The organism is Virgibacillus sp. MSJ-26 (genome assembly GCF_018918075.1).
Taxonomy (GTDB): Bacteria; Bacillota; Bacilli; order Bacillales; family Amphibacillaceae; genus MSJ-26.
This window is the reverse complement of record NZ_JAHLPW010000016.1, coordinates 49,412-74,045: the sequence shown is the minus strand read 5'-3', so window position 1 is coordinate 74,045 and position 24,634 is coordinate 49,412. Positions and strand designations below refer to the sequence as shown.

The window sequence follows — 24,634 nt, the reverse complement described above, 5'->3', positions numbered from 1 at the left end:
ACCGAACCTTCCTTTTTATTTACTTAGTGCTCGCTCAGTACAAATAACTGGTCATCTTTTTCAATTTTTGCAGTCTGTTTGAGAGTTGCAAATTCAATTGTCTCGTCCCGTTTAATAAATAAAGGAATACCTTGAACGTCAAGTTCTTGGAGATTAATCGACTTCTCATCAGGTATCTCAGTTGGTTGGATGCTATATCCTGTATTGACTTTCTTGTTTAAGTCTTTAAACGACGCCTCTTCATCAAATAAAAGATGTGCCTTTCTAGCCATGGGCAAATCCCTCTGGTTCTTTGTCCGATTCGTATCAACGACTAATGAAAAAGTGTTGTTATAGCCAAACTCAGGAACATAGGATTGACTGACAAGTGCGTTATAAGCGGCATCGCCTGTCATGACCAGTATTGTTTCATATGGAGTTAAATCGAGATTAAACTGAGCATGTTCTGATAAAATTTCTCCATGATGGGTTTCAATACCTAAAGAAATAGCCGGAAAAAGTCGACCGTATGAGGAGTCACTAATTAATACGGGGATATCCATGTTTTTCAAGGCATCAGCCAAGGCTATTGAAAAACTGCTCGCCCCAACTATAAGTACCCCAGGCGGGGCGTCACTAGCTAACTTTAGTTTTTTCGCAATAGGGCCAATTGAAAAGCCGTGTGCACAAACGGTAATAAATACAAGCGCAAAGGTTAACGCCGTTAGGAGAGCAGCTCCTTCGTATCCATCATCCATTAAAATATTGGCAAAGTAACCTGATACAGTTAAAGCAACAATTCCACGCGGGGCTATCCAACTCGCAAGTGTTTTTTCTGCCATCGTTAATTCGGTATTGATAGTAGCTAGCCAGATGGAAAGCGGCCTGACAATAAATAGCATAACAAGGACAAAACTAATAATTGGCCACGTGAACACTTCCGCAATCGTTTCACGAGTCAATGAAGCCGTTAGAAGGATGAACACTGTTGACGTGAGGATCACTGATATATTTTCGATAACATGTCCAATATTGCCTATGGAGGAGACGTATTTCTTTGTCCAACCAAGTGTCAAACCTAAGACCGTAACGGCTAACATCCCTGTTTCGTGCATGACAACTTCCGAAACTGTAAAAGTTATTAATACAAACGAAAGAATGATTGGTGATTTTAAGTACTCGGGAAATAATCCTTTATCGCTCATCCACCCTATTAAAAGACCAATCACTATCCCTAAAACGATAGCAATTAAAGCACCTATGAAATAGTTTGTTAAGTAATTAAATGATATGTCTTCATTTGTTAACACTCGCGATACTTGATAAGCAAGCAAAGCGAGCATCGGGCCTGCTGGGTCAACAATAATTCCTTCCCACTTTAATACAGCAGCAATTCGTGGTTTCAATTTAGCCTGCCTAAGCATAGGAATGATGACGGTCGGACCGGTCACGACGAAAAGTCCACCAATAATAAAAGCAACTTCAATTTTTAAACCTGCAATATAGTAAGCAGCGAGTGACCCACCAATCCAAGCAAGTAGAACGCCCCAAGTCACAATTCTAAAAACCGATTTCGATATATCTTTTATCTCTCGAACATCGAGACTTGAGCTTCCTTCAAAAAGTATAATTGCGACAGATAGTGAAATCAAAGGGCTATATAGTCCCCCTAAACCTGCACTCGGATCGATTAAGCCAAATATAGGTCCTATCAATAGACCTGCAATAGACATAATGACAATGGACGGCCACTGAATCCGCCATGCAAACCATTGCGAGAAAATACCTAGTCCTAAAATTATGACGATACTAATAAGTGCCAGTTGTTCCATTACTCCACCCCTTTATCCAAAAAAGCACAATTAATCTAAGATATTTCTAATGTTCTTATACCCTATTCTCCAACAAAAAAAGCATAGCTATACGCTACGCTTTTTTAAACGAAGTGTGAGGTGTTTTATTATACCATTACTCTGCAAATATCATTCGTAAACTCGACTGGATCACTGACAGGTAGGCCTTCGATTAATAATGCCTGATTATATAAGAGATTGGTATATAGTTTAAACGTCCCTTCATCTTTATCATAAGCTGCTTTAAGCGAATGATAAACATCATGATCAATATTTATTTCTAGAACTTTATCTGCTTTAATTTGCTGATTGTTCGGCATGGCGTTTAACACTTTTTCCATTTCTAGTGAGATTTCACCATCCGTAGAAAGACAAACAGGATGGGATTTAAGTCGTTTGGATACTTTCACATCGCTAACTTTACCAGAAAGAAGCTCCTTCATTTCTGCGAACATATCCTTATGCTCGTCCTCTTCTTCTTTCGCCTTTTTGCTTTCTTCTTCTGTATCAATGCCCAGGTCACCACTTGATACGGAACGAAACTCTTTATCTTCGTATTCAGTCAACATTTTAATTGCAAATTCATCAACTTCATCTGTGAAGTAAAGAATTTCATAGCCTTTATCAGCCACGAGTTCGGTTTGTGGTAATTTTTCAATACGTTCATTCGATTCACCTGCAGCATAGAAAATATATTTTTGATCTTCAGGCATTCTTGATACGTATTCATCAAGTGAAACAAGCTTCTTTTCTGTTGATGAATAGAATAGCAGCAAGTCTTTCAATGTTTCCTTATTAGCTCCAAAGTCATTGTAGACACCGAATTTAAGTTGACGGCCGAATGCATCATAAAATTTTTCATAGGTTTCTCGATCGTTACGAAGCATTTTCTTTAGTTCTTGCTTTATTTTCTTGACGATATTTTTTTCAATTAAACGAAGCTGACGATCATGCTGTAACATTTCCCGAGAAATATTTAATGATAAATCTTCGGAATCAACCATCCCTTTTACGAAACTGAAATAATCTGGGAGTAATTCTGCACATTTATCCATGATTAGAACGCCATTTGAGTAGAGTTCAAGTCCTTTTTCATATTCAGCAGAGTAATAATCGAATGGCGCAGACTCAGGGATGTATAAAATAGCGTCATAGCGAATATTTCCGTCAACATGTGTGTGGATATGTTTTAGTGGCTTATCAAAACCGTAATGTTTCTCTTGGTAGAAATTGACGTAATCTTCATCAGTCAATTCGCTCTTGTTTTTGCGCCAGATTGGCACCATGCTATTAATGGTTTCTTCTTCTTTGTAATCGACATATTCGTCACTATCATCATCTTGCGGTTTACTCTTTGTAACTGTCATTTTAATCGGATAACGAATGAAGTCAGAGTACTTTTTAACAATTGTTTGGAGACGATGTTCTTCTATATATTGATCATAATCTTCATCATCTTTATTTTCTTTTAGTTTTAAAGTAATTTCTGTTCCAACCGCTTCTTTATCAATTGGTTCAATCGTATAACCATCCGCTCCTGCTGATTCCCACTTGAAGCCTTGTTCACTATCGAGGGAACGTGTTTTAACAGTTACAGTATCAGCAACCATAAATGCAGCGTAAAATCCAACACCAAATTGACCAATGATATCGTGGCCATCTTCTACTTCATTTTCCTCTTTAAACGCTAGCGAGCCACTTTTTGCGATGATTCCTAGGTTTGTTTCCAGTTCTTCCTCTGTCATTCCAATCCCTGTATCTTTAATAGTTAAAGTGCGTTCTTCTTCGTTAGGAACGACTTCTATATAATAATCTTCTTGATTAAATGTCATGGAATCATCAGTGAGTGCGCGATAATAAATTTTATCAATCGCATCGCTTGCATTTGAGATTAGCTCGCGTAAAAATACTTCTTTTTGTGAGTAGATAGAGTTAATCATAATATCCAATAAGCGTTTGGATTCCGCTTTAAATTCTTTTTTAGCCATTATTAATCTCCCCTTTTTAAAGTTGCTATAGTCTATTTTAGCACTCTCGAGTCTCGAGTGCTAATCCCATATATTAAATAACATATTTTACTGAAAACGTCAATCAACACTCTATTTATCCAAGAAAAACTTGAAACCTAACGCACTATTAAATCGTATTTACACTATGCTACATTATATAGATAGTCATCAACTAGGGAGGAACACTAATATGTCATTACTAAACGAGCCTATTCATCCGATTGCTAAAGACGCTATTAAAGTTTGGAGAATAAGCAACACGATCAGTCAAATCATTATCATTTTAGTCGGACTAGGATTGATAGTTTCATCTATATATTTTGACTGGTATCGCTGGATACAAATAACGTTAATTATTTTACTTGCTGTAGATATATTGATGTCGATCTGGGATATTTTCATCGAACCAACATTGCTGCAAAAGTATTGGCGATATGATGTGAATAATGAGTACGTCCAGATGAAACATGGGATTTTCAAAGTAAAACACATCATCGCACCTATGACAAAAGTGCAGTACGTCAATACAGAACAGGGGCCCATTCTTAGAAAGTACAAGTTATATACCGTTGAAATTGGCACAATGAGCTCGTCCTTTTCGATCCCTGCCCTTCCAGAGCAAGAGGCATTAAGATTACGTTCACAAATTGCTGAATATGCAAAAATAAAGGAAGTGGAAAATGTATGATTGAAAGCTTTCGCATGCATCCTATGAATATTATCTCATCAATTATTAAACTATTTAAAGATTCCATTGTCTTTATCTTATTATTATTTGTGTTTAATTTTCGTGACGTATCTTTTTTTATAAAAGTCGGACGTGCTGTCTTTTTAACTTTTATCATTGTTCGTTTGATATTAATTGTCATTGAATGGTCGAAAACAACGTATGAAATCAAAAATGGAACAATACAAATCAAACATGGCGTGTTTCAGAGAAAGCAAAACAGCATACCTTTGCAGGAAATTCAAAATATCACATGGCGTACTCCTTTTTATTATCGTTGGTTCGGCATTACCTCATTACGATTAGAAACGAGCACTACTAGTGATACAGCCACCGTTCAATTAAACGCCATCAAAATTGATTTAGCAGAGCAAATTGAAGAACTTGCAACGCAATATAAAACAGAAATTACTGAAGGTAGAGATGAATTAGCAGAGGAAGAAGCTAACTCAGAAAATATAAACGATGACTCCAACTCATCTCATGAACGGACAGTTCATTTTATACCGACTAAAAGGGACGTTTTAAAAGCATCTTTTCTATCATTTAGTTTCTTAGGTCTCATTCCGATTATTATTGTTGGCTATACACAAATTGAAAAAGTAATTGATATCGACAGCCAAGTCGAAGGTGCTTTTTCATTTATAATGAGTTCTTGGGTTTTAATTGTCATAGCAATTATACTACTCATTACTGCCGCAGTAGGATTTGGTGTCATGCAGACGTTTCTTAAATATGGCAAGTATGAAATTTCTTCAGATGATGATCGAATTTTTATTCATCGTGGTATCTTAAATGAAAGATCCTTTTCAATTCAAAAAACGAATGTCCAGGCGATTCGACTGAACCAATCACCATTAAAAAAGCTGCTCAACTTTACTGATGTTCAGCTAATCAGTGCTGGTAGCGAAGAAAATGGTGACGATATTAGCTCCTTATATCCTTTTTTACCAAGTGATAAAGCCAAGGGACTGTTAGATGAGCTTTTGCCACAATTCCCACTTCAAGAAGCGGTCAATAAATTGCCACGTGAGTCTCTTTATATACGTTTGATGAGAATACCATGGCTTTGGTTAGTCGCCACTGGCTTAATCCTATGGTTTAAAAAAGAATGGTGGTTCATATCGCCAATCTTATTTCTTACCACATACTTATCGCGCTACTTCACTTACAGAAACACACGATTTTCGTGGGAAGGAAAAACCATTCAATTTAAAACAGGCGGTATTTCCACAGATATCTTCGTCACGAATCGAAAGAAAGTCATAGAAGTCTACACAGAACAAACAATTGTCCAGAAAAAATTAGGATTAGCGACCATCAATACCGTCAACAGAGTGAAACCTGTGCATCATGAAAAATTACAAGATATCCCTGTGATGGAATCTGAAAACTTTACTAACTGGTATCAGCAAAGAATAAATGAGATTAAGACTGAATAGGGAATTATCTATTTAATGAAATCGGGGTAGAATCGGCGTATCGGGTAAATATGTGGATTTTATTGGAATTTTGACCTTGAGAGGCACACTATCGATTACTTTTCCCGACTTTACTGGTATTTTAATCGAGAGAAGCATTCTCTCGATCACTTTTCTCAATTTCGACGATGTTTTAATCGAGAGAGGCGTTCTCTCAATCACTTTTCTAGACTTCACTGAGATTTTGAACGAGAGAGGCGTCCATTAATTTGGAAGTCGTTAACCTTTACAGGAGGTTCTATGGAAAACTGGTTTTATAATCCCAATATCCAATTTCATATGTGGGATAGTTCTCACCTGTTAACTATCTTTATAATTGTTGTCCTGCTTATTCTTATTTTCACATTAAGAAAGCGGCTAACCCCCTTTAGACGTCCCATTCGATTGATAATCGGAGTGTTGTTAATCTTGAGCCGGCTCAGTCTTGATCTCTGGTATATCACGACTGATCAATGGACGGCTCAATCATCACTTCCTTTAGAGTTATGCAGTATTGCTTCTCTCCTTGCTGGAGTAATGTTGCTGACAAAAAGCCGCTTCCTTTTTGAAGTGCTTTACTTTATTGCTATCAGTGGAGCTGTCATGGCAATTGTGACTCCGGATTTATATTTCGGGTTTCCGCAATATCGTTACATTCAATTTTTCTTTGATCACTTTTTACTGATTCTTGCCCCTCTATTAATGATTTGGTTGTATCATTATCAATTAACATGGCGATCAGTCTTTAAATCTTTACTATTTTTAAACGGGCTGGCAGGCGTTGTATTTATAATCAATCAACTGATATCAGCTAATTATATGTTCCTTCGAGAAAAGCCTAGTGGGGCTAGTTTACTTGATGTACTTGGGCCATATCCGTATTATCTTTTGTCATTAGAGTTTATTGCTCTAAGTTTATTTTTTCTACTTTATTTACCGGTTTTTAATAGCGGAGTTAAGAGGTAAATAATAACCCCCTTTCAATCGGTTTATTCTTTGATAAACTCTCTCATGGGAAGTAAAATAATTATCATGAACAATTTTGAGATGACTATAAGATGATAATTAACATATTCATTTTTATCAAAGAGAGGGTGAGCACCGATAGATTTAACAACAAGTATTATTAAACATAAAAAGTGGGTTGTTATTATCTTCACTGTTCTGGCGTTGGTTGGGGCGATAGTACAATTTGGCGTGCCAGTCAACTACAACATGACTGATTACCTGCCATCTAACGCTCCGTCTACAGAAGCGATGGACGTCATGGAAGAAGAATTTGGTGAAGATGTGGCTAACACACGCGTCATGGTACAAGACGTCTCAGTTCAAGAGGCGCTAGAATATAAAAGTGAATTAGAAGCGATTGATGGGGTTTCCGACGTATCATGGCTTGACGATGTAATTGATATTAAAACTCCCATCGAAATGGCAGATACAGATACCGTCGAAACGTATTATAAAGGTGATCATGCTTTATTTACTTTTCATGTTGATGAAGGAAAAGAAGTTGAGGCAACTGATAAAATCTATGAACTCATTGGGGATGGCAATGCTTTATCTGGTGAAGCACTCGATACAGCCATCTCACAGGAATCAACCGGTGAGGAGACGTTTAACGCAGCAGCCATTCTCGTCCCTATTATCATTTTAATTTTATTGCTTTCGACAAGGTCATGGATTGAGCCTGTATTTTTCCTTACAGCAATTGGTATTTCTATCCTGATTAACCTTGGCACAAATATTTTTGTCGGTGAGATATCCTTTATTTCTCAAGCGGTCGCTCCGATTTTGCAATTAGCTGTGTCACTCGATTACGCGATTTTCCTGCTTCATAGTTTTGATGATTATCGGAATAAAATGGATAGTCCGTATGAAGCCATGAAGCAGGCGATGAAAAAATCCTTTCCAGCGATTGCAGCAAGTGCTTCAACAACCTTTTTTGGATTTCTCGCACTGACCTTTATGAATTTTGAAATCGGTGCTGATTTAGGTATTAACCTTGTCAAAGGAATTTTATTAAGTTTTCTGAGTGTGATGGTTTTCTTACCTGCACTAACTTTGATGTTCTATAATTTAATTGATAAAACTTATCATAAGCAATGGATTCCAACGAAGTATAATATTGGAAAATATCTATTAAAATTACGTATTCCAGTACTCGCATTGATCGCTATTTTAATCATCCCAGCCTTTCTTGCCCAAAGCCAAACGAATTTCATTTATGGAATGGGTGAACTTCCCGACAACACGCGAGCTGGCCAAGATACTGCAAAAATAGAAGATGTCTTCGGTAAATATACGCCAATGGTACTTTTAGTTCCAAAAGGAGACCTTGCTAGAGAAGACGAGCTTGTTGGGGAGCTTAGCGATCTTAAACAGGTGAAAAGCACTGTCGCCTACACGAATACAGTTGGGGTTGCAATCCCACCAGAGTATCTCGACGAGGAGACAAAAGAACAGTTTTTCTCGGATAATTACAGTCGCATCATTTTAAACACAACAACAAAAGATGAAGGAGATAAAGCCTTTTCCCTTGTTGAAAAGGTAAGGGATATTGTAGATAGTTATTACGGAGAAGATTACTACGCCACAGGTGAAAGTGTAACACTTTACGATATGAAGCAAATTGTCCAAAAAGACAACACGCTTGTCAATATACTCACCGTGGCCACAATAGCGCTTGTTCTGTTAGTGACATTCCGTTCGTTATCCTTACCTATCGTACTGTTATTAACGATTCAATCGTCTGTATGGATTAACCTGGCTATACCATACTTTACTAATGATCCGCTCGTTTATATCGGATATCTTATTATCAGTATTGTACAGCTCGCTGCTACGGTTGATTATGCAATTTTATTTTCAGATGACTATACAAGTAATCGACAAAAGATGGGCGCATTAGCTGCAATCAAGAAAACCATTAACGAAAAGATTTTCTCAATTGCTGTCCCTGCTTCCATTCTTTCAAGTGTCGGATTTATCCTTTGGTTAACGTCTTCAGATCCAATTATATCATCCATTGGAATTTTGCTTGGTCGAGGAACATTACTAGCATTTACCTTAGTTGTCCTCTTCCTGCCGGCATTACTTGTTGTACTTGATCGACTCATTCAAAAAACAACTTTGAAAGCAAACTTTTATAAAGGGGAGTGATAAAATGCGAATAAAAAACTGGTTGATCGTTATATTGAGTGCTCTACTCGTGTTTTCTACGCTTCCTATAAGCGTGGCTGCGGATAATAGCGATAAAGACGACAGCCAAACAAGCGCCAAGTCAGGAAAGTATTCCACTAAAGACGAAGTAATTTACGGAAACTTAGATGCTAATGGAAAAACAAAAGATATGTACGTCGTAAACACATTTCATGTTACAAAGCCAGGGAAAATCGTGGATTACGGAAACTACTCTGATGTTCGTAATTTAACCAATTTATCAGATATAGAACAGACAACGGACAACGAAATTCAATTTCAATCAGATGAAGAAGAATTTTACTTTCAAGGACAACTTGAAAACCAACCGCTACCTTGGGATATTTCGATTACCTACCTATTAGATGGTAAAGAAGTAACCCCTGATGAATTAGCTGGTCAGAGTGGCGATTTTGAAATACAACTGAAGACATCTGAGAATAAGGATGTTGACTCTACCTTTTTTGAAAATTACTTGCTCCAGATCTCTCTAACACTTGATCCATTAGTATTTAATGACATTCAAGCACCAGAGGGAACCGAGGCAAATGAGGGTAAAAATAAACAAATATCATTCATGGTATTACCGGACCAAGAAGAAGAATTAATTTTAACAGCACATGTAAATGATTTTAAAATGGACCCCATTGATATATCAGCTGTCCCAGCGAATATCGCTATTGAGGATCCGGATATAGGTAATATGACTGGTGATATGGAATCTTTGTCAGATGCGATTCACCAAGTTAATTCTGGTATGGAAGAATTGAATAATGGCATTACGGAGCTTAGTTCCGGTGCTGAAGAATTAAGTAACGGATCCACCGAATATCGAAACGGGATGGACGAACTCAATCAATCTTCCGGGGAACTTGTGGAAGGTTCAAAACAAATTCGCGATGTATTAAACGAAGTGAGTGGTGCCCTACAGAGTAGTCCGGACATGCCGGAGATGGGCGAGATGAAAGACTTGCCTGCAGGTTTTCGAGATATGGCCGAGGGCTTAAGAGCTGCAGCAGGTGGACTTGATGAATTGAAAGAGAACTATGATGAAGCGTGGGATGCCTTGAGTGGTGCAATTGATGGTATTCCTAATTCCAATATTAGTGAAAAAGATATCGAAAAACTATATGGAAGTGGCGCTGATAAAAATACTGTTGATGAGTTAGTCAAGACTTACGAGGCTGCTCAGAAAGTCAAACAAACTTATGACGCTGTTAAGGACGGGTTTAATGTTGTCTCAGGAGCATTAAATGAATCTACCAAACCACTCCAAGAGATGGCTAATCAAATAGACTCTATTGCAGATGGTATGGAATCTGGGATGAAAGACTTAGAAAACTTTGACGCCCTTACTGAGTTACAAGATGGCATTAGCACGATGGCTTCTGAATACAACACGTTTCATAATGGGCTTATCGACTATACAGAAGGCGTTGGTACTTTGGCAACCAACTATCAGGACATTGACGCTGGCATTAAGGAACTATCAGAAGGAACATCTTCTCTTAATAGCGGTGCGGCCGAGTTAACTGAAGGAACAAATGAACTTCATAATGAAACAAATGATTTACCTGATGAAATGCAAGATAAAATTGATGAACTCATGGAGGACTATGAAAACTCGGACTTCGAGCCACAATCTTTCGTTTCTGATAAAAATAAAAAAGTCGATGTTGTCCAATTCGTCCTCCAAACAGAAAAAATTGAAGTTGAAGAACCAGAAACAGAGGATGTAGAGGAAGAAGAGCATAAAAGCATGTGGGATCGCTTTTTAGATCTTTTTAGGTAAAGGTAATAATTCATCTCGATTTAAACACTTGTAATTCCCTTAATAATAGTGGAATCACAAGTGTTTTTTGCATTGAAAGGGCTATAGAATTAATTAAAGGGACATAGAACAATAAAAGAGGGTTATGGAATTACAACCAGACAGATAAATACTTCATCTAGAATGCTCGTTATGATATATTGATAAAAATATACATATACATATTCCTTTCTAGAGGGGGCGTTTATTGATGAAGTGGTATTATACGTTTTATGCAATTTTGTTAGCAGCTCTTTCAATTTTCACCGGTGAAATTGTTACATTCTTAATGCTTGGGTTTATCTTACTTAGTTTAAATAACATCAATTTCACTTTAAAAAAGATCCTTAAGACAAAGCAAAATAGTGGCAAGATGTAAGTTTGTCAAAATGAGAACAATTAATAATAAGACAAAGGAGAATGTTGTAATGGCTACTTTTGATGATTTTGCCAAGTTGGATTTACGAATTGGAACTGTTATTGAGGCTGAGCCTTTTCCAGAAGCTCGAAAACCGGCCATCAAACTTCGAATAGATTTTGGCGAATTAGGTGTGAAGCAATCATCCGCACAAATTACTAAACGGTATGAACCTCGTGATTTAGTCGGACGACAGATTGCAGCAGTTGTCAATTTTCCTCCAATGCGTATAGCTGGATACAAATCCGAAGTGCTCGTTCTAGGTGGCATGCAAGAAGATGATGATGTTGTTTTACTGAATACTGATGAACCAGTTGAAAATGGCACGCGTATTTCCTAATAACAGGTCGCTCACATTCGAGCGGCCTTTTTTATTAATAGTTCAACTTAGTGATCCAGGGAATGGTTTCCCAAAAAATTTGTGATGTTAGATATGTTGTCTATCGATGTATAATTCTCTTTTTTATCACTTTCATATCGTGACACACGTTCTAACGATGGATAATCCTTTTTTCTATCATTTTCACATCGTGAGAAGTCCTCTATCGATGTATATTTCGTACTTTGAGAATTTTCGTAACGTAACAGGACTTCTAATGATGTATAATTCTCTTTTCTGACATTTTCACAGTATGAGCACGTATTTATTCTAATGCCTTCACAGATAGACTGACTCTACTTATCACCCTTCTCACACCTACCTATCAAAGAAATATATTCAACGAACATGTTTTAAACTTTCAAGATGAACGAATATAAGTTGTTTAATGCACATTCGCTTTTATAGACTAATTTTTTTCTTCCTTTTTATAGGTTTGATTATAAATTTTTTCGTATCAACAGATTTGATAATCAGTCTATATGAGTAAATACCTCGATATTGGGAATACAATAATTAGATAGCATATAAAAAGGGGGAGTATCTTTAAAGTGTTTAAAATAGAGCATTTAGTCGTAGAAAATGTGCTCAAAATCAATGAGCTCAAACTTGACGCATCTATTGTTAGTATCGAGGGACAAAGTGGCAGCGGGAAGTCTACCCTTTTACGTTTGCTTAATAACTTAGACACCCCAAAATCGGGAACCATTTATTATAACGATAAGTCATTAATTGAAATTGAACCAATGGAGCTTAGAAGAAAAATTGTTATGGTTCCTCAAGATCCGGTTGTTTTTGATGGAACTTTACGTGATAATTTACTGATTGGCTTAAAACTTTCTGGACAAGATGAAATAAGCGATACGTCTTTAGAAGACACACTCAAAACATTTTGGTTAGAAGATAAAGAGCTTGATACAAGTGCTTCTGATCTATCTGGTGGAGAAAAACAAAGATTAGCACTTGCACGGGTTTTATTAATGAAAGAAGCAGATGTCTATTTACTTGATGAACCCTCATCAAGTTTAGACGATGAGACGACAGACCATGTTCTTGATGCTTTTATACACCAAGCAAAAGAACAAAAGAACCAAATTATTATGGTCACCCATGATAAAAGAGTTGCTGAAAAGTATACCAAGCAAAAAATAAATATGGATGAGTATAGTACTCATATAAAACACGAGGTGACTCACGATGGATAACGATCAAATGATGGATTTCACCATTTGGCAAGTGGGCTTTGCCTATGTATTTATATTAGTTGTTTATTTAATTGTACGAATTAAAAAAATTCCTAGAGAAAAACTCATTTTAATATCAGCTCTTCGAATGACCTTTCAATTAATTTTAGTTGGGTTTATTCTAATTTATGTCTTAGATAACCCAAATCCTTTTATCACGGTAGGAATTATCTTAATCATGCTGAGCTTTGCAACATTCAACGTGTATCAACGAACAAAACCTATTATTAAAATATCACTAAAAAAAATGATTGCTCTCGCTATGTTTGTCGGTATAAGTGTTAACCTTATTTATTTTATGTTTGTTGTTCTTCAACTGGACCCTTGGTATGAACCTCAATATTTCATTCCGATTGGAGGCATGATTATCGGTAAAACAATGACGGGTGTCTCTTTGGGTGTTAATAATTTATTAACTGGGATGAAGGATCAGCAAGAAAAAATCGAAGGAGCACTTATGCTAGGTGCTTCCCCAAAAGTGGCGTCAAAATCCATTATCAATCAAGCTTTTGATGAAGCAATGCTTCCAACTATTAATGCCATGGTCGGTATGGGGATTGTTTTTCTTCCTGGAATGATGACGGGGCAAATTATCGCAGGTCAACAACCAATCACCGCTGTTAAATACCAGATCTCTGTTATGCTTGGTGTCGCTGGTACAGTGTCAATCACAGTACTTATTTTTCTTCATTTAGCTTATAAAGTATTTTTTAATGAACGAATGCAATTTATTTTGAGGAAACGAGATGCAAGTAAAGATGACTTACCTGTGCTATATGATAAATAACCACATAGGCCACCATGTCTGGTTCCAGTTACGACACCAGGCATGGTTTTTAATTGAATATTTTAAATATACAATTCATATCCGTTAATTAAAATATTTTAAATAAACTAATGCTATTTTATTCGTTTTAGCGTATATTAGTAATTAGAAAAGTTTAAGAGTAAGGAAGTGATACACTTGACCTTATTTGGTATGGACATAAATTCTATTTATTTAACTTTATTGATTGTCGCAGGAAGCTTGACTGTCCTTTACTTATTATTCGGAGATTTTTTAGAAGCGGTCGGTGAAGCGACTTTCTTAAGTCCCGTGCTAATCTTATCTTTTATTACATTTTTTTCCGCTACGGGCTATATACTCGAACTTATCACACCATTACATAGTTTACTTATTATAGCGATTTCTATCATACTTGCATTTATTTTAGACACTTTACTCAATGTATTTGTACTTATACCATTATCGTCTGCAGAGGAATCCTTAAGTTACACAGAAGAATCTTTAAAAGGAATGGTAGGGAAAGTGATTATTCCAATCCCTGAAAATGGATTTGGTGAATTAGTAATAGAAAGTAAATTTGGAGTCATTTCAAAACCTGCTCGTGAGATGGAAAATGGCGCCATTGAAGAAGGTGTAAAAGTTCTTGTTTTGAAAGTGAAGAATGGGGTTCTTTATGTTGTACCATATGAATATAATCAGCTAGATTCCATGTCTTAAACACTTATTTTGTGAATTTTCTTTTTCACAGAATATAGATAAATAAAAAATACAGGGGGAATAAGAATGATGTTAGATGGGATATGGATTGTTATTGCCATTGTTGCGTTTTTAATCATCGCACTCATTGGCGTATTTGTATCAAAATACCGCACTGCGGGACCTGATGAAGCTCTTATTATTACAGGGAGCTATTTAGGTGGGAAAAATGTACATACTGACGAATCGGGTAATAAAATTAAAATTATTCGTGGTGGAGGTGCGTTCGTTTTACCTGTATTTCAGCAGGCAGAGCCACTAAGTTTACTCTCTAGTAAACTAGAAGTCACCACACCTGAAGTATACACCGAACAAGGTGTCCCTGTCATGGCTGACGGAACCGCGATTATCAAAATAGGTGGATCTATTAATGAAATTGCAACCGCTGCTGAGCAGTTCTTAGGCAAAACGAAAGAAGAACGTGAGAATGAAGCCAAAGAAGTATTGGAAGGACATCTTCGCTCAATCCTTGGGTCAATGACAGTTGAAGAAATTTATAAAAACCGTGATAAATTCTCACAAGAAGTACAGCGTGTAGCTTCACAGGATTTAGCTAAAATGGGATTACTTATCGTATCCTTTACAATTAAAGACGTAAAAGATAAGAATGGTTATTTAGATTCGTTAGGACGTCCTCGTATTGCACAAGTTAAGCGAGACGCTGACATTGCAACAGCTGAAGCCGTCAAAGAAACACGAATTAAAGAGGCTTTGGCAAACAAAGAGGCACAAAAATCAGAGCTTGAGCGTGCCACTGAAATTGCCGAGGCAGAAAAGGAAAATCAGCTTAAAACAGCAGACTATCGCCGAGAATCTGATGCTGCCAAAGCACGTGCTGACCAGTCCTACGATCTAGAAACTGCCCGTTCAGAACAAGAAGTAACTGAACAAAAAATGCAAGTTCAAATTATTGAGAGAGAAAAACAAATTGAACTGGAAGAAAAAGAAATTCTTCGTCGTGAAAGACAATATGATTCTGAAGTTAAGAAAAAGGCCGATGCGGATCGCTACTCTGTTGAACAATCAGCCGCTGCTGATCTTGCAAAACAAAACGCTAACGCCGATGCTGCTAAGTATCGTATCGAAACGCAAGCGAAAGCTGAAGCAGAACAAGTCCGCGTTGATGGTCTTGCTAAAGCTGATGCCCAGCGTGCACAGGGTGAATCTGAAGCAGAAGTCATTCGCCTTAAAGGTCTCGCGGAAGCTGAAGCTAAGCGTAAGATTGCGGAAGCCTTTGAACAGTATGGCCAAGCGGCAATACTCGATATGATTACAAAAATGCTTCCTGAATATGCTAAGGAAGTTGCCGGACCACTTAGCAACATTGATAAAATTACTGTTGTTGACACTGGGGGTAAGGATAGCCAAGGTGGTGCCAATAAGGTTTCAGGCTATGCGACAGATCTAATGTCAACACTTCAAGAGTCCCTTAAAGCTTCATCTGGCATTGATGTTAAAGAAATGCTTGAAAATATGACCGGGAAAAAGAATGATCGATATGATGACCTAGGTTTTAATCGTTTATCACACAACACTAATCAAAGCACAAATGAACTAGCCGCAAGCAAAGATAATAACCATGAAGAATCAAATGAATGATAATCAAGACAACTAAAATAACAGTTTTAAAATAAAGGCAAGGCCCATCTACTAAGTGGCCTTGCCTTTATCATTATCTATTCACGTGCTTGTTTCCACTTCTTTTTTCATCGTTGATTTTTTGCTTATTAATTTAACAACAATCATCACAATAAACGAAACGATGAGTCCTACTGCTAGAAAGCTGTATTGAAACCGAATTTCTGGTAAGCCCACCAGGTTACTAATCGAATCGAGTACGACAGGTGATAAAAATTGACCTACATAAATCATACTAGAAACAATAGATATAACGCGATCACTTAATGCCGGATCAACGTCATTCAATACTTTATCGTTTATCAACGGAAAGATAATTCCTTGACCAAACCCGATAAAGCATACACTTATTAAAATAAATAATCAGAAGTGACGGTATAGTTAAAACTAATTTAATCAGAACTGGTGCAGCGTCATCAAAATGGGCTGCGATTAATCCAAGTGCTGGTGAAATTGCCGCTCCAGCCATCACGGTTGCCATTGCAATTGAAATAATGGTTGGTTTTAGCATACGACTCATTCTATCAATCTCCTCATATTTTTTACTTATATAAAAAAGTAGTTATGGGGCTAATTAATCACACTTATCAAATAAAGTCAAATATGCTCATATTACCTAAACTCATTGACATACTCACTAACCCCTGATATAGTTAGCACACTAATTCATAGGAGGATTTTATAGTGGTAGAAAGTCAAATTCGTAAATTAATACAAACCATTTCTATCCAAACTAGAAAAAGTTACTCATTCGAACTTCGAAAGTTAGGATTATATATCGGACAAGAACTTGCCCTGTCTTATCTATTTAAAAAAGATGGTATAACCCAATCCGAATTGAAAGAAATGATCGGATCTGAAGCTTCTACTGTAAGCAATATGCTAAAAAAGTTAGAAGGAGACAGTATTATAGTTCGAAGACATGAAGATCCAGACTCCCGGATCTCTAGGGTTTACTTAACAGATAAGGGAAGACAATTAGAGCAACCCATTAAAGATATGTGGAAGAAACATGAAGATAAAATGCTCGAAGGAATCCCACCAGAGGAATTGATGCTTTTGCGAAGAATTTTAAAAGAAATGTCAGATAACCTTTCTGTTGAAAACTAGAGTAAGCAACCTAAAAGTGAATATAAACATAGCCGTATGAGGTTGTACATCCTTTTGCTCTGAATACTTTGTAAGGGCGATACAAACCTTGATACAGCTTCTTGCATAATGAACCTAATTTAGTTAAATGGTTTTTCTTAATCAGCTTTCTTATTTTTATTCCAATTTAGGACTGGACGTGTTTCAGAGTGTAAATGATTATTGATAAATTCATCATCAACTGGTAAGTGTTCTTTTAAGAGATATGGTGGCGTTTGGGACATCCATTGACTAAGTGATATTTCCGCAAAGTGATCGCTACGAAACATTTCTAAAAACTTCAAAGTCGTGTCACCTGTGTTTTCAATATAGTGCCCCATCGCAAATGGCACATACCCGACATCACCTGCTTGATAGTCATAAGTGCGAGCTTTTCCCGCAGAGGCAAAAACTGACATTCTACCTTGTCCCTCTAAGTAGTACTGCCATTCCGCCGCATTGGGGTGCCAGTGTAATTCCCTGATCCCTCCAGGCTCTACTTCAACCAAGGCTGCAGCGATTGTAAATGATTTCTTAAAGTTGGTAGAGTCCAAAATACGAGCAGAACCACCTTTCACATCAACCTTTTTACCTTTATCAAATCGACTCGTATATGGAGGGGTCACAGATTCATTTTGCTCTTTTGGTAAATCTTCAATGAGTGGCCCAGGGACGTCACCTTGATAAATATACTTTTCTCCTTTAGGAAAATTATCAAAGTAGTCTTCTGAGACACCGAAGTTTTTGGCTAACGCTTCTTTAGGTGTATGGGCAAACCAATCTGTAATCGTAAATGTACTATTCTCAGAAAAGCTCCCATCATCAAAGACCAATAAAAATTCTGCGCCATTCTCTAAGCCCTTGATAGAATGAGGAATACCTGATGGAAAGTTCCACACGCCTCCTTCTTCAACATCGTCAACAAACATATTTCCCTCTGGGTCAATTGCTGTCACGCGGGCTGATCCCTTTATCATAAGAGCCCACTCTGCCTCTTTATGCCAATGAAGCTCTCTTACACCTCCTGGTTCGAGATGCATATTCACTCCCGCTATAGTAGTGGATTCCGGTAGTTCACGAGTGGTTACTTCTCGAGACCAACCACCATGTTCATTCCGTGTATGGCTCAGTGCATAGGGCCATTTTAAACTTGGCATGGTACCACTGTCGGTATCAGGAGGTGTAAGCATATCAGGGTTTTGTCGTTCTACCTCTACGTTATGCGCCCCATAGATGTTTCCTCCCAGGCTTCCCTTTTTAGGTTGCGGGAGAGGTTCTGTATTTTTATGATCTTGATTACTCATTATAGATCCGTCTCCTTATTTAGGTTATTAAATACTTGTACAAAAAGTATTATATTGTTCTTTACCCAAGCCTAGATTAGTTAAATCATATATTCAGTGTATATACCTATTTACCATCAATAAGACAATCAGTTTAAACAACATTATTTCTTTATGAAGGTATTTAATTATTTATACAATCTCATTGTTCTGATTGACTTTATCTAAAGATGGGTAGATTAATAACGGCAATCAATTTTATTTTTTTATTTGTATTTATAGATGTATGGGAGTTGATATTATCTCAAATTCAACAAGCCTCTACCGAAAGAGCATAAGTGTTTTAACGATATTCGCAACTTTTTTGATGGGATTCATCGATGCCTACACATACTTAGTCTTTGATGGAGTTTTCGTCAGTGCGCAAACCGGGAATGTGATTGTGATGAGTGTCAAAGCCTTTTCTGAGCAATGGCTAGAGTCCATTGTCCATTTAGCTGTGTTTGCCGGCTTTGCAGTCGGAACTTTCGTCGGTGAAGCAGTCATTGAGAAAATAAACAGCCAATCCTTGAAACAATTTCGCATCTTTCTTCTCGTACAAGGTGTACTTTTGTTGATTTTATCCTTATTCCAACTAACTCTTCCCAATTGGATTATGGTCTTTCTGCTTGGAACTTTATCAGGGTATGAACTTTCTGTCTTTAGGAAAATAGGTGTGACCACGATCAACAATGGAATTATGACGGGAAATACGAAAAACATGATGCATAGTCTCTATAAGCTGATGTTCGATGGGGAGAAAAAAGCGGGCATTGATTTCCGTAATCTTTTATTGGGACTTTTCATTTTTATTGTAGGGGTTATTTGTGGCACTCTAGTAGCTCGTTGGGATAGTGAGATGATTTTATGGACAGCTTTTATATTAAATATCCTTTTCAGCCTTTGGTTATACATTCTAAAATATAAAAAGAGAACAGTGTGAAAAGATTCCTAACTTGAGCCAGTTATTAGCGCGATTATAACCTTCTTCTTTGAATATCACTACGGACAAGCATAATAAAAAATCCATTCACCTGAAGGTAAATGGATTTTTTTACTATATTTGCGCTATTAACGTTTCGAGAACTGTGGTGCACGACGAGCTGATTTAAGACCGTATTTATAACGTTCTTTCATACGAGCGTCACGTGTAAGTAGTCCTTCACGTTTTAATGTTGTACGGTATTCTGGATCGGCTTCTAGAAGTGCACGAGCAATACCGTGGCGGATAGCACCAGCTTGGCCAGTAAATCCACCGCCATGAACGTTTACTAAAACGTCGTAAGTTCCTTCAGTTTCAGTAGCAGCTAATGGCTGATTCATAATTAATGATTGTGTTTCGTATGGAAAATAGTCTCTTGAGTCACGGCCGTTAATTGTCACTTTACCTGTACCTGGAACTAGACGTACACGTGCAGTTGACTTTTTACGACGACCTGTGCCGTAATATTGTACTTGTGCCAATTGAGTAACCTCCTTTTAATTATCCACGAAGCTCGTAGACTTCTGGTTTTTGTGCTTGATGTTTATGATCTGAACCTCTATATACGTGCAATTTTTTACCCATTTTACGTCCTAACGCACCTTTAGGTAACATTCCTTTAATTGCAAGCTCTAGCATTTGTTCTGGATATCTTGTACGCATTTCATTTGCAGAACGTTCTTTCAATCCACCTGGGTGGTTTGAGTGGCGGTAGTACATTTTATCATTAATTTTATTGCCTGTTAGTTCGATTTTTTCTGCATTGATGATAATGACGTTATCACCTGTATCAGCGTGTGGTGTGTAAGTTGGTTTATGCTTACCGCGTAGAATTGTGGCAATTTCACTCGCCAAACGTCCTAGACGCTTACCTTCAGCATCCACAACAAACCATTTGCGCTCAATATTTGCTTCATTTGCCATATAAGTTGTACGCATGGTTGATTTCCCTCCAATATATTTCATTCGTATCAATTTTTATTCTTATATTCTAACACAATTAGTTTCGGGGCTAATTTGCGGTTTTAGAAAATAAAATACCATAAGTCATAATATAACAAATCAGGGTCATTTGTCAAGGGGTGATCCCCTTTTCCAATGATCTTTTTCAAATTATTATTCATACTTAACATCCCATAAATATAATCCTTGTGGGGGAGCCGTTTTTCCGAGTAAACGACGATCTTTTTGTTCTAACAGTTCTAATATATCTTCTGGATTCCGTCGCCCTTGTCCAATATCTAATAAGGCACCCACCATAATTCTAACCATATTATACAAAAAACCATCGCCCCGGAAAATAAATTCAACTTTTCCATTGTTCATATGACAGAATGCATGAGTTAGTGTCCTGATTTTACTTCCTTTTATGGTTGCCTTTGCTGATGAAAAGGTAGTAAAGTCATGCGTTCCCGTAAAATACTCACAAGCCTTCTGCATGGATTCAAGTGACAAGGGATAAGAAAATTGATAAACATAGTAACGGTTAAACACGTCTTTTTCTGCATGATTCAACACATAATAACGGTATTCCTTTTCAAGTGCACTATACCTTGCGTGGAATGTGCTGTCTACTATATTCGCTTCTTTAACAAGTAAGTCATCAGGTAGTACCGTATTCAAGGCCTGTCGCCAATTTGACGCTTGGAGATCCAAGAACGTATCAAAGTGAAACACTTGCCTTATAGCATGTACACCGGCATCTGTTCTTCCAGAAGGATGAATGCGAATAAAAGTACCTTTGTGAATCTTCGTCAAGCCCTTTTCAAGCTCTCCTTGAACTGTGCGTTGCTTAGGTTGGATTTGAAAGCCAGCAAAATCACTGCCATCATAACTTATCACACACTTGATCCTTTTCATCCTTGACATCCTTCCGTTATTTATCAATGGAACTTTTCTAATAATGACGCGTTAGAAATAATCCCGCTACGACAAGAATAAACAATAGGTAGATAAGTATATCAATCTTACCTATTTTTAGCTCCCGTAGTTTAGTTCGACCTGCATCTCCTCGATAGCCCCGAGCTTCCATGGCCATGGCAAGTTCCTCAGCTCTTTTAAAAGCACTCACAAATAAAGGTATAAGTAATGGAACCACAGCTTTAACACGTTCTTTAATGGGGCCTGTTCGAAAATCTACGCCACGTGATGCTTGTGCTTTAGAGATTTTATCTGTCTCCTGCATCAATGTAGGAATGAATCTTAATGATATGGACATCATGAGTGCTAATTCATGAACTGGAAACTTAAAACGTTTCAGTGGATGAAGCATATCTTCAATCGCATCCGTTATTTCAATCGGTGTCGTTGTTAACGTTAAGAGAGACGTCATTAAAATTAGTAAAAAGAAACGCATTGAAATAGCAAAACCTTGGATAATGCCACCCGTATAAATTTCTAAGGAGAATACTTCAATTAAAACAGTACCTTCTTTAGTAATGAAAATGTGTAGTAAAAAAGTAAATGCGATTAAAAACCAAACTGGCGTTAAACCTTTTAATATAAATTTTATTGGAATGTGAGTAATCAAGACACTTATAAAAGCAAAAGCTGTTAAAATACTATAGCTCCAAAATGAATTAGCAAAAAACACGAAAAACACGAAAAAGAAAATAATAGTGATCTTCGTACGTGGATCTAAACGATGTACTAATGATTTACCAGGGACATACTGGCCGATGATTAATGAGTTATTCATGGTTGTCGACCCCTTTTAACGAAGTCTGAATTTGCTTAGCCAGTTCCTGAATTGACTGACGAGTAAAAGGTATTGACGTATTAAAACGCTTGTTATAATCATTCATAAATTGGACCATTTCTGGAACATCAAGCTGAACGTCATTTAAAGCGTCCTGACGCGTAAATACGTCTTCGGGCTTACCTTCCATATACTTCGTCCCTTTATTCAAAATAAGCACATGGTCAGCGTATTTCATGGCATCTTCCATGCTGTGTGTTACAAGCACTGTTGTTAATGCTTCTTTTTTATGCATGTCATAAAACATATTCATCATTTCTTTTTGTCCACGAGGATCCAAGCCAGCCGTTGGTTCATCCAGTACCAGTATATCGGGATTGACGGCCAAGACACCAGCAATAGCAACACGACGCATTTGTCCTCCACTTAAATCAAATGGCGAGCGTTCGAGTAACTCTTTTGGTAACCCAACAGCTGGAATAATGTCATTCATGCGTTTATCAATTTCTGTTTTTGATACGCCGAAATTTTCAGGACCAAAAGCGATATCCTTTGCGACAGTTTCTTCAAATAGTTGATGTTCCGGATACTGGAAGACAACACCGACCTGGCTCCTGAGTTCTTTCATGTTTTTTGGTTTTTCATTGGGTTTCAAATGGAAGTTTCCAATCGTAACTTCGCCTTTACTTGGGGAGACCAATCCATTTAAATGCTGAATGAGCGTTGATTTTCCTGACCCTGTATGACCGATAATTGCAACGAATGAGCCTGATGGTATATGAAACGAAACCTGATCCAGTGCTCTATGTTCAAATGGGGTATTTTGTTGATAGATATAACTTACATCTTTGAATGTAATGTCCATAGGTCCTCCAAAAGTTCGTCGTGATTCATCGGGTCATGAGTTAATTGAACATCAAGTTCTTTTAATTCAGATGCTAAAAGAGCAACAAAAGGTAAATCCAGACCGATGTGTTGTAGTTGTTCTTTTTCAGCAAAAATTTCTCTTGGTGACGCTTCTTTCCAAACTTCACCTGCATTCATAACAATAACTCGCTCAGCTTGAACAACTTCTTGTAAATCATGGGTAATCGTTATGAGTCCTAGATGATGTTCATCCTTCACCTCAGTTACCGTCTTTAGAATTTGATGTCGTCCTCTTGGATCAAGCATTGCTGTTGCTTCATCCAAGATAATCACTTCAGGAGAAATTGCTAGAACTCCAGCAATCGCGACACGTTGTTTTTGTCCTCCTGAAAGTCTATGAGGCTCAGTTAGTCGATAATCTTCCATTTGAACTGCTTTTAGCGACGAGTCAATTCGTTCAATCATCTTTTCACGGGGAAAACCTCGATTTTCCATTCCAAATGCGACATCATCTTGCACTGTCGTTCCTACGAACTGGTTATCGGGATTTTGAAAAACCATACCGACTTCTTTTCGGACATCCCAGACCGTTTCTTCATTAACAAGTTTGCCGTTTATGATGATTTCTCCTTCTTGTGGAAAGAGAAGTCCGTTCATTAACTTAGCAATAGTCGACTTCCCCGATCCATTGTGACCAATGATTGCCAGCCATTCATTCTTATATATGGAGAATGAACAGTTTTTAAGTACCCAAGGCCCTTCCTCATCATAACGAAAAGACACATTTCTAAACTCTATTAATTTCTCTCTCAACTTGGCTCCTCCTCTTCTCAGCTAAATAGCCGTGGGTAATTTTAAAAGTAACTCTCAATCCGTTTTATGATATGTCTATTATATATAAAACACAAAACAAAGGGCAAGATACAAACAAAACAACCGCTAAGCATGCTTAATTATAATTTAACGTTTACAGGAATACTGCGACATAGTGACAATTAATAATGTGTATCTCTTTATTCTAGCAAATTGAGTGCGTACACCTCGCTTCGGCAGAATGCTTCGCTTTCCATGGGCACGGCTTCAGCCTCCTCGAGGAAACCACTCTGCGGGGTCTTCAGACTCGCGCTATTCCCATAGGAGTCTTCGCATTCTGCCTACGCTTTGAAAGACTTTCTACTTCATTATTGGCTGCAAATCTTGGTGTAACTGGTACAAAATCAACTCTAACAGGATAGTAGTTTAACAAAAATAAGAAAAGATAAACTTCAGCGGAGGAAATACGCTGAGACTCCTGTGGGAGCTGAGGCCTAGATGAGACCCCGCAGAGCGATAAGCTCGAGGAGGCTCATCAGCCACCCACGGAAAGCGAAGCGTATTTC

The 24,634-nt window shown here is 37.4% G+C and carries 24 protein-coding genes; 13 read left to right on the top strand and 11 right to left on the bottom strand.

Translation table 11 applies throughout. The annotated features are described in order from the left end of the window. Nucleotides 1–23: 23 nt before the first annotated feature. Together KQI49_RS14595 and htpG are read right to left on the bottom strand one after the other, a co-directional pair. A complete protein-coding gene (locus tag KQI49_RS14595) occupies nt 24–1,811 on the bottom strand; it encodes a cation:proton antiporter (protein WP_216490119.1) in 1,788 nt (595 codons plus the stop codon). Between the two features lie 128 nt (nt 1,812–1,939). Continuing rightward, nucleotides 1,940–3,820 (bottom strand): molecular chaperone HtpG, encoded by a 1,881-nt coding sequence (gene htpG, locus KQI49_RS14590; protein ID WP_216490117.1) that lies wholly within the window; start codon nt 3,818–3,820, stop codon nt 1,940–1,942. A 211-nt stretch (nt 3,821–4,031) separates the two neighbouring features. On the opposite strand from htpG, the gene KQI49_RS14585 reads away from it, so the two are divergent. The 11 genes from KQI49_RS14585 (at nt 4,032) to KQI49_RS14535 (ending at nt 16,219) form a co-directional block, all read left to right on the top strand. Beyond that, nucleotides 4,032–4,529 (top strand): PH domain-containing protein, encoded by a 498-nt coding sequence (locus tag KQI49_RS14585; protein WP_216490115.1) that lies wholly within the window; start codon nt 4,032–4,034, stop codon nt 4,527–4,529. After that, nucleotides 4,526–6,010: a PH domain-containing protein gene (locus tag KQI49_RS14580; protein WP_216490113.1), complete on the top strand. Its 1,485-nt coding sequence runs from the start codon at nt 4,526–4,528 to the stop codon at nt 6,008–6,010. Before KQI49_RS14585 ends, KQI49_RS14580 begins: the two co-directional genes overlap by 4 nt. A 279-nt stretch (nt 6,011–6,289) precedes the next feature. Then, nucleotides 6,290–6,994 (top strand): YwaF family protein, encoded by a 705-nt coding sequence (locus tag KQI49_RS14575; protein ID WP_216490112.1) that lies wholly within the window; start codon nt 6,290–6,292, stop codon nt 6,992–6,994. A gap of 249 nt (nt 6,995–7,243) precedes the next feature. Next, nucleotides 7,244–9,187: an efflux RND transporter permease subunit gene (locus tag KQI49_RS14570; protein WP_253286852.1), complete on the top strand. Its 1,944-nt coding sequence runs from the start codon at nt 7,244–7,246 to the stop codon at nt 9,185–9,187. Nucleotides 9,188–9,191: 4 nt separating this feature from the next. After that, a complete protein-coding gene (locus tag KQI49_RS14565) occupies nt 9,192–11,018 on the top strand; it encodes a methyl-accepting chemotaxis protein (RefSeq protein WP_216490110.1) in 1,827 nt (608 codons plus the stop codon). Nucleotides 11,019–11,247: 229 nt separating this feature from the next. Beyond that, on the top strand, nt 11,248–11,415 hold the full coding sequence (locus KQI49_RS14560; RefSeq protein ID WP_216490108.1) for a hypothetical protein: 168 nt from the start codon (nt 11,248–11,250) through the stop codon (nt 11,413–11,415). A gap of 49 nt (nt 11,416–11,464) precedes the next feature. After that, nucleotides 11,465–11,794: a chaperone CsaA gene (gene csaA / locus KQI49_RS14555; RefSeq protein WP_216490106.1), complete on the top strand. Its 330-nt coding sequence runs from the start codon at nt 11,465–11,467 to the stop codon at nt 11,792–11,794. A 590-nt stretch (nt 11,795–12,384) separates the two neighbouring features. Continuing rightward, nucleotides 12,385–13,038, top strand: coding sequence for an ABC transporter ATP-binding protein (locus tag KQI49_RS14550; RefSeq protein WP_216490104.1), 654 nt, complete (start codon nt 12,385–12,387; stop codon nt 13,036–13,038). Further along, nucleotides 13,031–13,864, top strand: coding sequence for an ABC transporter permease (locus KQI49_RS14545; protein WP_216490102.1), 834 nt, complete (start codon nt 13,031–13,033; stop codon nt 13,862–13,864). Before KQI49_RS14550 ends, KQI49_RS14545 begins: the two co-directional genes overlap by 8 nt. A 177-nt stretch (nt 13,865–14,041) precedes the next feature. Further along, nucleotides 14,042–14,581: an NfeD family membrane protein gene (locus KQI49_RS14540; protein WP_216490100.1), complete on the top strand. Its 540-nt coding sequence runs from the start codon at nt 14,042–14,044 to the stop codon at nt 14,579–14,581. Between the two features lie 69 nt (nt 14,582–14,650). Further along, nucleotides 14,651–16,219 (top strand): flotillin lipid rafts scaffold protein FloT, encoded by a 1,569-nt coding sequence (locus KQI49_RS14535; protein WP_216490154.1) that lies wholly within the window; start codon nt 14,651–14,653, stop codon nt 16,217–16,219. Nucleotides 16,220–16,300: 81 nt separating this feature from the next. Here the strand turns inward: KQI49_RS14535 and KQI49_RS14530 are convergent, their stop codons facing one another. Both KQI49_RS14530 and KQI49_RS14525 read right to left on the bottom strand, forming a co-directional pair. Then, nucleotides 16,301–16,564, bottom strand: a complete 264-nt coding sequence (locus tag KQI49_RS14530) for a hypothetical protein (protein WP_216490098.1) — start codon at nt 16,562–16,564, stop codon at nt 16,301–16,303. Then, nucleotides 16,551–16,778 (bottom strand): hypothetical protein, encoded by a 228-nt coding sequence (locus KQI49_RS14525; RefSeq protein ID WP_216490096.1) that lies wholly within the window; start codon nt 16,776–16,778, stop codon nt 16,551–16,553. The genes KQI49_RS14530 and KQI49_RS14525 overlap by 14 nt, the downstream gene beginning before the upstream one ends. A 164-nt stretch (nt 16,779–16,942) precedes the next feature. Here KQI49_RS14525 and KQI49_RS18630 point away from each other — a divergent pair, with 164 nt between their 5' ends. Continuing rightward, nucleotides 16,943–17,368, top strand: coding sequence for a MarR family winged helix-turn-helix transcriptional regulator (locus KQI49_RS18630; RefSeq protein ID WP_216490094.1), 426 nt, complete (start codon nt 16,943–16,945; stop codon nt 17,366–17,368). A gap of 137 nt (nt 17,369–17,505) precedes the next feature. On the opposite strand, the gene KQI49_RS14515 is transcribed toward KQI49_RS18630, so the two are convergent. Then, on the bottom strand, nt 17,506–18,690 hold the full coding sequence (locus KQI49_RS14515; RefSeq protein ID WP_216490092.1) for a cupin domain-containing protein: 1,185 nt from the start codon (nt 18,688–18,690) through the stop codon (nt 17,506–17,508). Between the two features lie 265 nt (nt 18,691–18,955). Between KQI49_RS14515 and KQI49_RS14510 the strand changes: the two genes are divergently transcribed. Next, on the top strand, nt 18,956–19,651 hold the full coding sequence (locus tag KQI49_RS14510) for a YoaK family protein (RefSeq protein ID WP_256439018.1): 696 nt from the start codon (nt 18,956–18,958) through the stop codon (nt 19,649–19,651). Nucleotides 19,652–19,779: 128 nt separating this feature from the next. On the opposite strand, the gene rpsI is transcribed toward KQI49_RS14510, so the two are convergent. The 6 genes from rpsI to KQI49_RS14480 all read right to left on the bottom strand — a co-directional run bounded on the left by rpsI (nt 19,780) and on the right by KQI49_RS14480 (nt 24,068). Beyond that, nucleotides 19,780–20,172, bottom strand: coding sequence for a 30S ribosomal protein S9 (rpsI, locus tag KQI49_RS14505; RefSeq protein ID WP_216490088.1), 393 nt, complete (start codon nt 20,170–20,172; stop codon nt 19,780–19,782). 19 nt (nt 20,173–20,191) lie between these two features. Beyond that, entirely contained in the window at nt 20,192–20,629 is a 438-nt protein-coding gene (gene rplM / locus KQI49_RS14500) for a 50S ribosomal protein L13 (protein ID WP_216490086.1), read from the bottom strand. A 177-nt stretch (nt 20,630–20,806) separates the two neighbouring features. Then, nucleotides 20,807–21,550, bottom strand: coding sequence for a tRNA pseudouridine(38-40) synthase TruA (gene truA / locus KQI49_RS14495; protein ID WP_216490084.1), 744 nt, complete (start codon nt 21,548–21,550; stop codon nt 20,807–20,809). 37 nt (nt 21,551–21,587) lie between these two features. Next, nucleotides 21,588–22,388, bottom strand: coding sequence for an energy-coupling factor transporter transmembrane component T family protein (locus KQI49_RS14490; RefSeq protein ID WP_216490074.1), 801 nt, complete (start codon nt 22,386–22,388; stop codon nt 21,588–21,590). After that, nucleotides 22,381–23,253 (bottom strand): energy-coupling factor ABC transporter ATP-binding protein, encoded by an 873-nt coding sequence (locus tag KQI49_RS14485; protein WP_216490072.1) that lies wholly within the window; start codon nt 23,251–23,253, stop codon nt 22,381–22,383. The genes KQI49_RS14490 and KQI49_RS14485 overlap by 8 nt, the downstream gene beginning before the upstream one ends. Beyond that, nucleotides 23,229–24,068: an energy-coupling factor ABC transporter ATP-binding protein gene (locus KQI49_RS14480; RefSeq protein WP_216490070.1), complete on the bottom strand. Its 840-nt coding sequence runs from the start codon at nt 24,066–24,068 to the stop codon at nt 23,229–23,231. The genes KQI49_RS14485 and KQI49_RS14480 overlap by 25 nt, the downstream gene beginning before the upstream one ends. Nucleotides 24,069–24,634 lie beyond the last annotated feature (566 nt).

Excerpts from the sequence above, each read along its gene's own strand:
- KQI49_RS14595 (WP_216490119.1), bottom strand. The coding sequence starts at position 1,811 with ATGGAACAACTGGCACTTATTAGTATCGTCATAATTTTAGGACTAGGT.
- htpG (WP_216490117.1), bottom strand. The coding sequence starts at position 3,820 with ATGGCTAAAAAAGAATTTAAAGCGGAATCCAAACGCTTATTGGATATT.
- KQI49_RS14585 (WP_216490115.1), top strand. The coding sequence starts at position 4,032 with ATGTCATTACTAAACGAGCCTATTCATCCGATTGCTAAAGACGCTATT.
- KQI49_RS14580 (WP_216490113.1), top strand. The coding sequence starts at position 4,526 with ATGATTGAAAGCTTTCGCATGCATCCTATGAATATTATCTCATCAATT.
- KQI49_RS14575 (WP_216490112.1), top strand. The coding sequence starts at position 6,290 with ATGGAAAACTGGTTTTATAATCCCAATATCCAATTTCATATGTGGGAT.
- KQI49_RS14570 (WP_253286852.1), top strand. The coding sequence starts at position 7,244 with ATGACTGATTACCTGCCATCTAACGCTCCGTCTACAGAAGCGATGGAC.
- KQI49_RS14565 (WP_216490110.1), top strand. The coding sequence starts at position 9,192 with ATGCGAATAAAAAACTGGTTGATCGTTATATTGAGTGCTCTACTCGTG.
- KQI49_RS14560 (WP_216490108.1), top strand. The coding sequence starts at position 11,248 with ATGAAGTGGTATTATACGTTTTATGCAATTTTGTTAGCAGCTCTTTCA.
- csaA (WP_216490106.1), top strand. The coding sequence starts at position 11,465 with ATGGCTACTTTTGATGATTTTGCCAAGTTGGATTTACGAATTGGAACT.
- KQI49_RS14545 (WP_216490102.1), top strand. The coding sequence starts at position 13,031 with ATGGATAACGATCAAATGATGGATTTCACCATTTGGCAAGTGGGCTTT.
- KQI49_RS14535 (WP_216490154.1), top strand. The coding sequence starts at position 14,651 with ATGTTAGATGGGATATGGATTGTTATTGCCATTGTTGCGTTTTTAATC.
- KQI49_RS14525 (WP_216490096.1), bottom strand. The coding sequence starts at position 16,778 with ATGAGTCGTATGCTAAAACCAACCATTATTTCAATTGCAATGGCAACC.
- KQI49_RS14515 (WP_216490092.1), bottom strand. The coding sequence starts at position 18,690 with ATGAGTAATCAAGATCATAAAAATACAGAACCTCTCCCGCAACCTAAA.
- KQI49_RS14510 (WP_256439018.1), top strand. The coding sequence starts at position 18,956 with ATGGGAGTTGATATTATCTCAAATTCAACAAGCCTCTACCGAAAGAGC.
- rplM (WP_216490086.1), bottom strand. The coding sequence starts at position 20,629 with ATGCGTACAACTTATATGGCAAATGAAGCAAATATTGAGCGCAAATGG.
- truA (WP_216490084.1), bottom strand. The coding sequence starts at position 21,550 with ATGAAAAGGATCAAGTGTGTGATAAGTTATGATGGCAGTGATTTTGCT.
- KQI49_RS14490 (WP_216490074.1), bottom strand. The coding sequence starts at position 22,388 with ATGAATAACTCATTAATCATCGGCCAGTATGTCCCTGGTAAATCATTA.
- KQI49_RS14485 (WP_216490072.1), bottom strand. The coding sequence starts at position 23,253 with ATGGACATTACATTCAAAGATGTAAGTTATATCTATCAACAAAATACC.